This window comes from Pseudomonas sp. microsymbiont 2 (assembly GCF_054788395.1).
Genome location: NZ_CM139112.1, coordinates 4,094,073 through 4,105,564, shown reverse-complemented (window position 1 = coordinate 4,105,564; position 11,492 = coordinate 4,094,073). Strand labels below are relative to the sequence as shown.

Sequence of the window (11,492 nt, the reverse complement as noted above, 5' to 3'; positions counted from 1 at the left end):
CGCCAATGGCGGACTTAGAGGGCTAGGGGAATGAAAAAGTCGTCTGCACAAGGTTCCGAAGATCCGATCCTGCAGTGGGTCACCTTCCGTCTGGACAACGAGTCCTACGGCATCAACGTGATGCAGGTGCAGGAAGTCCTGCGCTACACCGAGATCGCCCCGGTTCCGGGCGCCCCCAGCTACGTGCTGGGCATCATCAACCTGCGCGGCAACGTGGTGACGGTGATCGACACCCGCCAGCGCTTCGGCCTGATGCCGACCGAAGTCACCGACAACACCCGTATCGTGATCATCGAAGCGGACAAGCAGGTGGTCGGCATTCTCGTCGACAGCGTCGCCGAGGTGGTCTATTTGCGCCAGTCGGAGATCGAGACCGCGCCGAATGTCGGCAACGAAGAGTCGGCCAAGTTCATCCAGGGCGTGTGCAACAAGAACGGCGAGCTGCTGATCCTGGTCGAGCTGGACAAGATGATGACCGAGGAAGAGTGGTCCGAGCTGGAGAACATCTGAGTTGATCTTCGAGGTTGCTGTCATCTTCCTGGCGCTGCTCTGGGCACTGAGCCTGTGGTTCTTCCTCAACTACAGCAAGCGCCAGCGTGAGCTGGCCGCCCAGCAGGCCCTGGGCGATGCGCTGCGTGACCAGCGCATCAAGGACCTGGCCAAGCGCCTGGACGACTACCAGAACGGTACCGTGCGCATGGGCGAGGCGATCCACGAGCTGCGCGCGGTGGTGGCGCCGCTGCCCGAGAAGCTGCAGCAGCTCGAGCAACGTGATCCGAACAGCGTTACCTTCACCCAGGCGGCCAAGCTGGTGGGCATGGGCGCCAGCGTCGAGGAACTGACCCAGACCTGCGGTTTGACCCAGGCCGAGGCGCAGCTGATGAGCAAGCTGCACCGGGGCGAGTGAAGGCGTGGCAAGGCGACCGAATGGTCGCCTTTTTCATCTGGCTGTATCGGTTTTCGCGTTGGGCTCAGGTTCGCGCCCACGAATGAAAGCGACCCACGCGGGCAATGCGGTTGAGCGGCAGTTGATCGCGGAGCGCCTGTGCCAGGGCTTCTATATCGATGAACTGTCGCGCATTGATCTGCGGGATGCTGAGCAGATTGACGGCATGGCGCAGGTTACGCAGCGCAGGCCACTGACGGTCGATGATGTCCGTGACCAAGGCGGGGCCGGTGAGCCTGCTGAGGCGGCCAGCATAGCGATAGAACCCCTCCAGATCATCCGCGAGGCTTGGCTTGGCGTCATAGAAGTCCCTTCCCGCGAGGAAACGAACGCGCATTTCCTCGGAAATGGCCGCCAGCGTCGGATTACCCGCGTGGCTGCCGATCAGGCTGGTGTTGAACTGGCAATTCATGCGCAGCTTTTCGTTGCGCATGGGCGGTGGGATCAGCAGTCCATCCTGGGTGGCACGCAGATCCACCGTGTCGATCGCCGCACCGCTGCCATCGGCATGGGCGGCCAGCAAGGTGTCGTCCATGTCCATGTAGATGCCGCCCTCGTGGGCCAGCATCGGGTAGCGCAGCACATCCGAGGCTGAAGCGTAATTGCGCGCGACGCCGCCGTTGCCGTCCAGCGCCGCCTGGTACTGTTCGAACGAGGTGCTTTGACGAAACGCCTGGAAAAAGGCCTGCTCTTCCAGTGGCAGGACGCTGAGGCCGGGGGCTGAAGCCGCCAGCAGCCGCACGTTCTCTTCATAGACTGCCGGCAGCGCATTGGTGAGGTACAGGCGCAACTGGTACGCGCTACCTTGAAGGCGTTGTGCATTCAGGGAGAGGTTTTCCAACAGACTGGCATCGATGACGTGATCACCTACCCACAGGCAGGTGATTTTCTTGGGTATGGGCAGCAAGCCCTCCGCAGCTACCTGCGGCAGTTCGAAGGGCAGGTTCAGGTCGATGCCCATCGCCCGCAGGGTGCTTTCGCGCATGGTGTTGCTGACCGGTCGCGTACCTGGATCCACGGGATCGAGGTCTCGCTGACCGGCTCGTGCGATGTAGTACGTAGGGTCGACTTCGTTGAGATCGGCGTCGAAAAGAAATGCGTCGCGCTCCATGTCATACACCATATCGGCGTTGTAGCCTCCGACGGAGGCGGTGAGCATGTCGTGGCCGCCATCGTAGCGCGGTACCCGAACGACCGCGCCGGCCACCGCGGGATCGCCCCCGGGCAGTGGTGCGATGGCGTCGGAGTCGTGGAAGAATTCCGCCACGTCGATGTCCGGAAGGTGGGGCGGGGAAACCGGGCTCAGCGGGTAGCCCAACTGGTCGTTGATGCGGCTCGGTACCACGAAGTTATCGCTCTTGATGCGGAACAGCACTTTCGCCTTGGCCACCCCTTCCACGAGCAGCGGGGCAGCATTGAGCAGCCCGTAGGTGGTATTCGATACGCCTTCGGCCTTCTCCTCGGCGTTCTTGCCATTGATCACCTGGTCGAGTCCGAGGCCGAATTGCGCCGCGCCAGCCAGCGCGAACAGTGGTGCGAGCTCCGGCAGGACGAACATCAGAGGCGCGAGCATGTTGATGGTCGAGACCAGATAGCCACGCCACCTGGCCTTGAGCACGTCGCGGTTGCTGGTGATGAGGAAGTCCGCATCGGCGAGGCTGCGTTGTTGCTGACGTCTGGCCAGGGCCAGGAACAGATCGCCTTTGAGTGCGGGGTTGTACTTGGTGGGACGGTAGTTGACATAGATTTGCGCAGGCCATGCCCCATTGGTGGTGAATCCGGGGCGGTTGGGCGGCAGGCGATGAATCGCCGGGTACACGCCCAGGCCTTCCAGGGCAGTGTCCAGGCCGCTGAAATCCAGCCCGTCCGGGGTGTCGGCGAGCGCGAAGTGACGGCGTAACGCCTCACGGGTGTCGGTATTGCGGCATTGCCTGCCGACCCAGGCTCTGAGCGCCTTGCGGTCGGTGAACTCGTGCAGCGGCGATGAGTTGCCGGGCATGTACAGCAGCACCGGACCGTCGCTGGATTCGCTGATCAGCACCAGGTCGGTGGACGCATAGCCATAGATGTTCATCGCCCGCGCCTGATAGCCCGGCGAGCGCTTGGCGATGCCCGCCGCCTGCCAGGCCAGGCGGCGGCCGGTATCGCTCAGGCTGCCTTCGCTGACCTGCTTGTTGCAGGCCGCGATGAAGCTGGTTTTCGCCGCCAGACGATAGTGTTCCAGGCCATCTTTCCAATAGCGTTCCAGCGTGGCCTTGTAGCGCTCGCGAAAATCCAGGTGCCACACGAACGACTGGAAGTCCTCCGCCGAAACAGGCAGGTGCGTGGTGGCGTCATAGCGTTGCGGCGTAGTGCGCTTGAACAGGCCATTGAAGATGGCATCTTCGGCGCGGGGTTGCCAGGGGCTGCGGGCGTCGAGCCTGGCGACCACGCGGATACCCGAGGCCGGTAGCTGGCCGGCCCAGGGGCCGCCGAGCAGGTCGCCGATCACGTCATTGGCCGATTCGCCTTGCCAGTCACCCAGCACTGCCTGGGCCAGGGTCAGCTGCCCGGCGACGATACCGACCCAGCCGTGGGCACCGTCCGAGCGGTAGTGCAGCGTGGCCGCCAGGGTGTTGTCGGGATCGAGGTCCATGCTCCGCTCCTTGCCCCACTTGCGGATGGCTTCGGCGGCTTCCTGGTCCGGACGTGGAAAGGTCGCCAGGTGATCACTGAGGTATCGTCTGGCTTTCGCATGGTTGGATTGTCGGTTCATGGACATGCACTCTTGAGGGCGGTGGAAAGCCCCAAAGTGTCATGCCGGTGGACCGGGCGGTGGTACATAAGTCTGTCGTGGGCCAAGTGGGGCAGGGCGCGCCGCCTGGCCCACGGCCTCAGGTCTGGTACCAGCTGTGCGCGTGGCCGGTGCCGGCGACATGGTTGAGTGGCAGGTACTGGTCGTACAGCAGGTTCAACTGCCGGATGCTGAGATGGCGTGCGCCGTCGATAACCGGGGAGACCATCAGGTTGCAGGCTTCGCGCAGTTGCTTGAGCCAGGGTAGTGTTCGGTCGATCACGTCATTGAGCACGCCAGGGCCGGTCAGCCGGTTCAGCTGCCGGGCATAGTCGAGGAAGGCCTGGGGATCGGACTGGTGGTCGGGGCGCTGATCGTAGAAGGTCCTGGCCCGGGTGAAGCGCTGGAAGATTTCCTCGGAGATGGCATCCAGCGTCGGGTTGCCTGGATGGCTGCCGATCAGGCTGGTGTTGTACTGGATGTACATGCCCAGTTGGTCGTTGGAGACCGGCGGGCTGAGCAGCAGTCCGTCGTGCGTGGTTTCCAGCGGCAGCGAGATCACGGGCGCGCTCAGCGCAGCTTTGGTTGCCGGGTGCAGCATGTCGTCGGCGTCGATGTACAGGCCGCCCAGGCGCTTGAGGACGCGATAGCGCAAGATGTCGCTGGCCGAGCTGAAGTTCGTCGCCACGCCGCCGTTGCCCTCGATGGCGGCGTTGAACTGGCTGAAGTAGGGGCTGCCGAGAAACTCCAGGTAGAAGGATTGCTTTTCCAGGGGCAGAACGCTGAGACCCGGCGCATGTGCCGCGAGCAGCGCCACACTTTGCGCATAGACACTGGAGGACCGGCTCGAGAGGTACAGTCGGTATGGCACGGCGCTTCCCTGCAGGATCTTGGCGTTGTGGGCGATGGCGGCGAGGTAGGGTTGCCCGATCACCTGGTCGCCGACCCACAAGCTGAACAGATGGCGCGGGATGGCGGTGCGCTTGAGTGCATCGAGCGATGTGAAGTCTAGGGGGAGTTCGACGCGGATGCCCAGTGCCTGGAGAGTGCGCGTGCGGTCAGCGTCAGTTACTTGCCGGTTAGACGCCTTGAGCCTGACCAGCCCCGGTCCGCCGTCGTCCGGGACGACATAGCGGCGTGGCTCGCGCAGACGGCTTTCACCTTGCTTGGTGAAGCTGTCGCTGGCGAGCTCATACTCCACCTGCGACTGCGTCAGCTCTCCATCGTCATGGATCAACGCATAAAAGCGATGCTGCAGGGCGCTGTCCACGCGTGTCAGCAGGTATTGCAGGGCATGGCCAGACACAGGCCTGAGCGTTTGTTCGTCGCGAAAGGCCAGTTCGAACCCCTCGACCTCGTTCGGCGCTCCTTCCCGCGCTTCGAGCAAGGTGCGGACAGGAATGAAGCCGGGACGCCGGAAGGCGAACACCTTCGGTACGCCGGGCAGCATCGAATGAATGACGGGCAAGGCATTGAGCAGGCCGAACACCTGGTCCTGGACGCCCTGGACCTTGGCCTCCAGGGTCTTGCCGTCGATCACCTGCTCCAGCCCCATGGCGAACTCCAGCAGGCCGCCCACTGCCAGCAATGGCGCCAGCCCCGGGACAATGACGGCGATGGGGGCCAGCAGGTTGAGGCTGCTGCGCACGTAACCGCGCAGGCGAGCTTCCTCGACCTGAGCGTTGCTGGTGATCTGATTGTCGGCGTCCTGATAGGAGCGGGTCTTCATATGCTCGGCCAGGGTCACGAACAGGTCGCCGTGAATGACCGGGCTGTAGTGGTCGGCCCGATAGTTGATCATGTCGTCCGGGCGCCAGATGCCACTGGTGGCGAAGCCGCTGTGATCGACCGAGAAGCGATGGGCCTGTGGGTACCGCGCCAGCCCGGTCAAGGCGGTTTCCAGGCCGCTGTAATCGAGGCCGTCCGGGCGGTCGGCCGGGTTGAAGGCGTTCAGCAGGGCCTGGCGGCGATCAGGCGTACGGCACTGGACGGCGAACCAGGTCTTCATCGCCGAGGCACTGGCGAACTCGTGCAGCGGCGACGAGTTACCGGGAATGTAGAGCACGGTCAGGCCGCTGTGTGTGTCGCTCAGGCAGACGATGGCGCTGGAGACATAGCCGTACACATTCAACATGCGCCGTTGAACGTGCTCGTATTCGTCCGGCAGCAGTCCCGCTGCCTGCCAGATCAACCGTTGCGCGGCTTGCGACAGGCTGCCAGCGGCCACCTGGCGGTTGCAGGCGGTGATCATGGCGATCTTCAGGGCGCGTTGGTACAGGGCCTGGTTGTTGCGCCAGTAGCTATCCAGGCTTTGCTTGAAGTGTTCGTTGAAATGCTGGCCCCAGACGAACGCCTGGAAGTCCTCGGCCCTGGCGGGCAATCGCGTGTCGGGTGCCAGGCGTAACGGCGAGGTACGTTGGTACAGGCCATTGAAGATCAGGTAGCCGCTGCTGTTCTCGAACGGGCCGGGCGCTTGCAGCCGCTCGACCAGCGTCAGAGCCCCCATGGGCGCCAGCCCGGCCCAGTCGCCGACATGCAGGCCGGCATAGCCCTCGGCCGTCTCGCCCTGCCAGTTGCTCAGCATGGCCTGCACCAGCCCGAGGCGACGGCTGATCACGGCCTGCTCCCTGTAGTGCTTGCGCCCTTCGCCCAGTGGCTCGAACTGGTAGTGCAGGGTCACGACGTCGATGTCGTCCGGTGCGAGGGCGATGGTGTGCGTTTTCAGCCAGTCGGACAGGGCCTGCCGGGCGAGCGGGACGGGTTGGGGGAAATCGTTCAATGCCGCACTCGCGAGTGCGATGGCTGCTGAGGGGGATTCGATCATGGGTTCGACCCTTGAATGCGTGGAGCCCTCAAGGGTCGGGGACGATGGCCAGGCCGTGGCACTAGTTATTGCTTTGGCAGATACAACAGCTCAGGCGTGATATCACGTTCCTCGGGCGGCGAATCCTGGAAGCCCACCGGCACCCGCCCACGCAGCTGCCAGGCGAAGGCGATGATCTCGGCAATGGTCAGGTACAACGCTTCGGGAATCTGCTCGCCCAACTCCAGGCGCGCCAGCAAGCGTACCAGCTCGGGGTTCTCGTAGATCGGCACTTCGTGCTCGCGGGCGATGGCGAGGATGGCCTCAGCCAGCTCGTCGTCGCCCTTGGCGCTCAAGGTCGGGGCCTGTTGGCCGTCGTAGCTCAGGGCGATGGCCTGGCGCGGTGGCTTGTGCTTCATGCGGTTTCGTCCACCCAGCGTTGTTCGAGGCGAGTGCGTGGGCCTTGCGGGGGGATGCCGGGATGGCACTCCAGGTCGCCGACATCCAGGCCCCGGGCCAGCAGACGATCGCGCAGATTGCCCAGTTGGCTGTCGATCAGGCGGGCGGTGCTTTCCTGCTGTGCCCAGAGTTGGCCGCAGAGCTTGCCCTGCAGCAGTTGTGCCTGGACCTGCAGAGGGCCCAGGGGCGAGAGGTCGAAGGCCAGCTCGATGCGCCACAGGGCTTCCAGCGGATCGTGCTGTTCGCGCTCACGGTCGGCCTGCTGCTTCGGTGTTTCCTCGCGCTGCAACTTGACCTGCAACGGCACGAACTCCTGACCGTGGCGTACGGGAATCTCGGTCTGCCAGGTGGTCTGCTGGTTGCCGTTGTCCAGGGTGCCGCTCTGTTGCAGGCTCGACAGCGCGTGACTCTGCAGACGCGAGATGGCGGCCGCGGCCAGGCGCAGCAGTTGCTGCAGGTCGCTTTCGCTTTCCAGCATCTGCAGCAGGCGTGAGGGCAGCGGGAACGCGCTGGGCTGCGGGCGCGGGCTGACCTGGCCGAGCATGCCCAGGGCACTGCGCGCCAGGCCGGGCATGGCCTGGGCGAGGGCGCCGGTGGTCAGCGCTGGGGTCAACGGCGGATGAGCGGACCCGCTGGGCGAGGCCTGGGCCATCAGCCTGATCAATTGGGCCTTGAGGTCGGGAGCGACGCCGCTGGTCAGCCCGCCAAGCAGCTTGGACTCCAGGAACGAACCACTGTCGTTGAACGCCTGAGCCAGGCTCCTGGGCTCGCCCAGTTGGCGAGCTTCCGGCAGGCTGGCGAGCAGGCGTTGGGCGCTGGCGCGCAACTCGGAACTGGCATCCGGAGCGCTGGCGACCCGCTGAAGGGCATCGAGCACGCCCGACAACGATGCCTGCTGGTTCTGCTGGGATGACAGGTGCTGAGTGATGGCCAGTTGGTCCTTACGGCCGCTCAGGGGCACGAAGCGCAGCGATTGATCGGCCTGTACCAGGGCACTGAGCAGGCTGCCGACGGCGAGTCGACGCGGGCTGTCGATGGCCAGGGTGGCGCCCGCCTGACTGCTGTTGAGCAGGCTGACCAGGGAGCGGAAACTGGCCGGCTCGCCGGAGGGCTGCGCTAGCGCCTGGCTGGTCAGCACCTTGCCCTGCAGCAAGGTGCCCACCGGCATCTGGCGGCTGTCCAGTTGGGTGAGCACCGCGACATTGCTGGCGTTGACCTGCTGCACCATGACCGCCAGGCGGCTACCTTCGGTCTGGCTGACGGTGATCTGACTGCCGGGGAGCATGGGCTGGCTGGCACTGGTCAGTAGCTGGGTCTGGTTGCCGTTGGCCTGGGTGAGCCGCAGCAGCATCTGGAAGTCCTGGCCGACCTGGCGCAGCGTCACGACTTCGGCGTTCGCCGTTTCGCCGGGTGCCAGCAGGCCAGGCTGGGCCTGCAGCAGACGCAGCAGTTCGCCGGTCATGGCGGCCCGCGTCGCCTGGGGGCTTACCGCGGTTTGTGCGGCGAGACTATTGATTTCAGTCATGATTGTATACAACCTGTCGGACCAGCCCTCTTGGCAGCGCGGCAGTGCGTGTAATAATGCCGCGCGCCTGACTGCCAGTATAACGGCAGGACCGAGGGCGACTTGAGACACAAGGCTCAGCGTCAGTGTCATCTGCTTCGCGGGTAAACCCGCTCCCACAGGTTCGGCATGATCCCTGTGGGAGCGGGTTTACCCGCGAAGCAGGCGACAGCGGACATGAGCCCAACCGCATAAGGCAAAACCGTGACCCTTCACCTCCAAGCCGTGGGCCTGGCCTGCGAGCGCGACTGGCGACTGCTGTTCGAGCACCTGCACTTCGAACTGCAGCCCGGCGACATGCTGCAGATCGCCGGCCCCAACGGCAGTGGCAAGACCAGCCTGCTGCGCCTGCTGGCCGGTCTGATGCAACCCACCGCCGGGCAGATCCTGCTGGGCGGCCAGCCTTTGGCCGAACAGCGCCATGCGCTGGCCAGCATCCTGTTGTGGATCGGCCACGCCGCCGGTATCAAGGACCTGCTCAGCGCTGAAGAAAACCTCGCCTGGCTTTGCGCCCTGCACCAGCCTGCCAGCCGCGACGCGATCTGGCAGGCGCTCGCGGCGGTCGGCTTGCGCGGTTTCGAGGACGTTCCTTGCCACACGCTGTCGGCTGGCCAGCAACGCCGGGTCGCCTTGGCCCGTCTGTACCTGGACAGCCCGCCGCTGTGGATTCTCGACGAACCCTTCACTGCCTTGGACAAGCAAGGCGTCGCCCAGCTCGAGGCGCACCTGGCGGCGCATTGCGAGCAGGGCGGTACCGTGGTGCTGACCACCCATCACACGCTCGAACGCAAGCCTGGCGGCTACCGCGAGCTGAACCTGGGGCAGTGGACGGCATGAGCGTGTTCCTTCTGCTGCTGCGCCGTGAGGCGCGCCTGCTGTTCCGTCGCCCCGCGGAGCTGGCCAACCCGCTGGTGTTCTTTGCCATCGTCGTCGCCCTGTTCCCGTTGGCGGTCGGCCCCGAGACGCAATTGTTGCAAACCTTGTCGCCTGGGCTGGTCTGGGTCGCGGCCTTGCTGGCGGTGCTGCTGTCGCTGGACGGGCTGTTTCGCAGCGATTTCGAGGACGGCTCGCTGGAGCAGTGGGTGCTGTCACCGCACCCGCTGGCCATGCTGGTGCTGGCCAAGGTGCTGGCACACTGGATCTTTTCCGGCCTGGCGCTGGTATTGTTGGCGCCGCTGCTGGCCTTGATGCTCGGCCTGCCGGCCAGCTGCCTGCCGGTGCTGCTCGCGTCCTTGCTGCTGGGCACGCCGGTGCTGAGCCTGCTGGGCGCGGTGGGCGCGGCGCTGACGGTCGGTCTCAAGCGCGGCGGTCTGCTGCTGGCATTGCTGATTCTGCCGTTGTATATCCCTGTATTGATCCTGGGCAGTGGTGCGTTGCAGGCGGCGTTGCAGAATATGCCGGCCACCGGCCATCTGCTCTGGCTCGCCAGCCTGACGGCCCTGGCAGTGACACTGGCACCCTTTGCGATCGCGGCCGGGCTGAAGATCAGCGTCGGCGAATAACGAGTCCCGGGCATCGCAGCCCGGCCAATACCCTGGATGTACCCTGATGAAAATTAGCTGGACGTGGTTCCACAAACTGGGCTCCCCCAAATGGTTCTATGCCATCAGCGGCCGCATGCTGCCATGGCTGACCGTTTCCGCCATCCTGCTGCTGCTGGTCGGCATCGTCTGGGGCCTGGCCTTCGCGCCCCAGGACTACCAGCAGGGCAACAGCTTCCGCATCATCTATATCCACGTGCCGGCGGCGATGCTGGCGCAGTCGTGCTACGTGCTGCTGGCCGTGGCCGGGGTGGTGGGCCTGGTGTGGAAGATGAAACTGGCCGATGTCGCCCTGCAGTGCGCCGCGCCCATCGGCGCCTGGATGACCGCGGTGGCGCTGGTCACCGGGGCGATCTGGGGCAAGCCCACCTGGGGCAGCTGGTGGGTCTGGGATGCGCGCCTGACCTCCATGCTCATCCTGCTGTTCCTGTATTTCGGCATCATCGCCCTGGGCCAGGCCATCAGTAACCGCGACAGTGCGGCCAAGGCCTGTGCGGTGCTGGCGATCGTCGGCGTGGTGAACATCCCGATCATCAAGTATTCGGTGGAGTGGTGGAACACGCTGCACCAGGGCGCCACCTTCACCCTGACCGAAAAACCGGCCATGCCGGCCGAGATGTGGCTGCCGCTGCTGCTCACCGCGCTGGGCTTCTACTGCTTCTTCGGCGCCGTGCTGCTGCTGCGCATGCGCCTGGAAGTGCTCAAGCGCGAGGCGCGCGCCAGCTGGGTCAAGGATGAGGTGCTGGGCCAGCTCGCACGGGAGGTGGCACGATGAGTTTCGCGTCGTTCAGTGATTTTCTCGCCATGGGTCACCATGGCCTGTACGTCTGGTCGGCCTACGGTATCTGCCTGGCGGTGCTGGCGCTCAATGTCGCCGCACCCCTGCTGGCCCGTCGCCGCTACCTGCAAGAAGAGGCGCGTCGTCTGCGCCGGGAGAGCAAACCGTGAATCCGCAGCGCAAGAAACGCCTGTTCATCATCCTCGGCCTGCTGGCCGGTGTCGGCGTCGCCGTGGGCTTCGCCCTGAGCGCGCTGCAGCAGAACATCAACCTGTTCTACACCCCGACCCAGATCGCCAACGGCGAGGCGCCGCTGGACACCCGCATCCGCGCCGGCGGCATGGTCGAGAAAGGCTCGGTGCAGCGCTCTGCCGATTCGCTCGACGTGCGCTTCGTGGTCACCGACTACAGCAAGTCGGTGCCGATCACCTACCGCGGCATCCTTCCCGACCTGTTCCGCGAAGGGCAGGGCATCGTCGCCCTTGGCAAGCTCAACGCCGACGGTGTGGTGGTGGCCGACGAGGTGCTGGCCAAGCACGATGAGAAATACATGCCGCCGGAAGTCACCAAGGCCCTGAAGGAAAGCGGCCAGGCCGCCAGCGACGCAGGAGTCAAACCATGAATGCGG

General features: G+C 64.9%; 11 protein-coding genes. 7 read left to right on the top strand and 4 right to left on the bottom strand.

What is annotated here, in order from left to right:
• Positions 1–30: 30 nt before the first annotated feature.
• On the top strand, positions 31–510 hold the full coding sequence (locus ACYUME_RS18385; protein ID WP_003254393.1) for a chemotaxis protein CheW: 480 nt from the start codon (positions 31–33) through the stop codon (positions 508–510).
• Between the two features lies 1 nt (position 511).
• On the top strand, positions 512–907 hold the full coding sequence (locus ACYUME_RS18380) for a DUF2802 domain-containing protein (protein ID WP_279884203.1): 396 nt from the start codon (positions 512–514) through the stop codon (positions 905–907).
• Between the two features lie 64 nt (positions 908–971).
• On the opposite strand, the gene ACYUME_RS18375 is transcribed toward ACYUME_RS18380, so the two are convergent.
• The 4 genes from ACYUME_RS18375 to fliK all read right to left on the bottom strand — a co-directional run bounded on the left by ACYUME_RS18375 (position 972) and on the right by fliK (position 8,506).
• On the bottom strand, positions 972–3,701 hold the full coding sequence (locus ACYUME_RS18375; RefSeq protein WP_460416193.1) for a dermonecrotic toxin domain-containing protein: 2,730 nt from the start codon (positions 3,699–3,701) through the stop codon (positions 972–974).
• Positions 3,702–3,819: 118 nt separating this feature from the next.
• The gene (locus tag ACYUME_RS18370; protein WP_460416191.1) at positions 3,820–6,498 is read right to left on the bottom strand and encodes a dermonecrotic toxin domain-containing protein; all 2,679 of its coding nucleotides are present in this window, start codon (positions 6,496–6,498) and stop codon (positions 3,820–3,822) included.
• A gap of 110 nt (positions 6,499–6,608) precedes the next feature.
• The gene (locus ACYUME_RS18365) at positions 6,609–6,941 is read right to left on the bottom strand and encodes an EscU/YscU/HrcU family type III secretion system export apparatus switch protein (RefSeq protein ID WP_460416189.1); all 333 of its coding nucleotides are present in this window, start codon (positions 6,939–6,941) and stop codon (positions 6,609–6,611) included.
• Positions 6,938–8,506 carry a flagellar hook-length control protein FliK gene (gene fliK, locus ACYUME_RS18360; protein WP_460416186.1) on the bottom strand — a complete coding sequence of 523 codons (1,569 nt, stop codon included), beginning with the start codon at positions 8,504–8,506 and terminating at the stop codon, positions 6,938–6,940. The genes ACYUME_RS18365 and fliK overlap by 4 nt, the downstream gene beginning before the upstream one ends.
• Before the next feature lie 243 nt (positions 8,507–8,749).
• On the opposite strand from fliK, the gene ccmA reads away from it, so the two are divergent.
• Genes ccmA through ccmE form a run of 5 tightly spaced genes read left to right on the top strand, consistent with a single transcriptional unit; the run spans position 8,750 to position 11,486 of the window.
• On the top strand, positions 8,750–9,382 hold the full coding sequence (ccmA, locus tag ACYUME_RS18355) for a cytochrome c biogenesis heme-transporting ATPase CcmA (protein ID WP_460416184.1): 633 nt from the start codon (positions 8,750–8,752) through the stop codon (positions 9,380–9,382).
• Entirely contained in the window at positions 9,379–10,047 is a 669-nt protein-coding gene (gene ccmB / locus ACYUME_RS18350) for a heme exporter protein CcmB (RefSeq protein ID WP_134693825.1), read from the top strand. Before ccmA ends, ccmB begins: the two co-directional genes overlap by 4 nt.
• 46 nt (positions 10,048–10,093) lie before the next feature.
• Positions 10,094–10,861 carry a heme ABC transporter permease gene (locus tag ACYUME_RS18345; protein WP_279884189.1) on the top strand — a complete coding sequence of 256 codons (768 nt, stop codon included), beginning with the start codon at positions 10,094–10,096 and terminating at the stop codon, positions 10,859–10,861.
• Positions 10,858–11,034: a heme exporter protein CcmD gene (ccmD, locus tag ACYUME_RS18340; protein WP_011534872.1), complete on the top strand. Its 177-nt coding sequence runs from the start codon at positions 10,858–10,860 to the stop codon at positions 11,032–11,034. Before ACYUME_RS18345 ends, ccmD begins: the two co-directional genes overlap by 4 nt.
• Positions 11,031–11,486 (top strand): cytochrome c maturation protein CcmE, encoded by a 456-nt coding sequence (gene ccmE, locus ACYUME_RS18335; RefSeq protein ID WP_279884187.1) that lies wholly within the window; start codon positions 11,031–11,033, stop codon positions 11,484–11,486. The genes ccmD and ccmE overlap by 4 nt, the downstream gene beginning before the upstream one ends.
• Positions 11,487–11,492 lie beyond the last annotated feature (6 nt).

Excerpts from the sequence above, each read along its gene's own strand:
- ACYUME_RS18385 (WP_003254393.1), top strand. The coding sequence starts at position 31 with ATGAAAAAGTCGTCTGCACAAGGTTCCGAAGATCCGATCCTGCAGTGG.
- ACYUME_RS18375 (WP_460416193.1), bottom strand. The coding sequence starts at position 3,701 with ATGAACCGACAATCCAACCATGCGAAAGCCAGACGATACCTCAGTGAT.
- ACYUME_RS18365 (WP_460416189.1), bottom strand. The coding sequence starts at position 6,941 with ATGAAGCACAAGCCACCGCGCCAGGCCATCGCCCTGAGCTACGACGGC.
- fliK (WP_460416186.1), bottom strand. The coding sequence starts at position 8,506 with ATGACTGAAATCAATAGTCTCGCCGCACAAACCGCGGTAAGCCCCCAG.
- ccmB (WP_134693825.1), top strand. The coding sequence starts at position 9,379 with ATGAGCGTGTTCCTTCTGCTGCTGCGCCGTGAGGCGCGCCTGCTGTTC.
- ACYUME_RS18345 (WP_279884189.1), top strand. The coding sequence starts at position 10,094 with ATGAAAATTAGCTGGACGTGGTTCCACAAACTGGGCTCCCCCAAATGG.
- ccmD (WP_011534872.1), top strand. The coding sequence starts at position 10,858 with ATGAGTTTCGCGTCGTTCAGTGATTTTCTCGCCATGGGTCACCATGGC.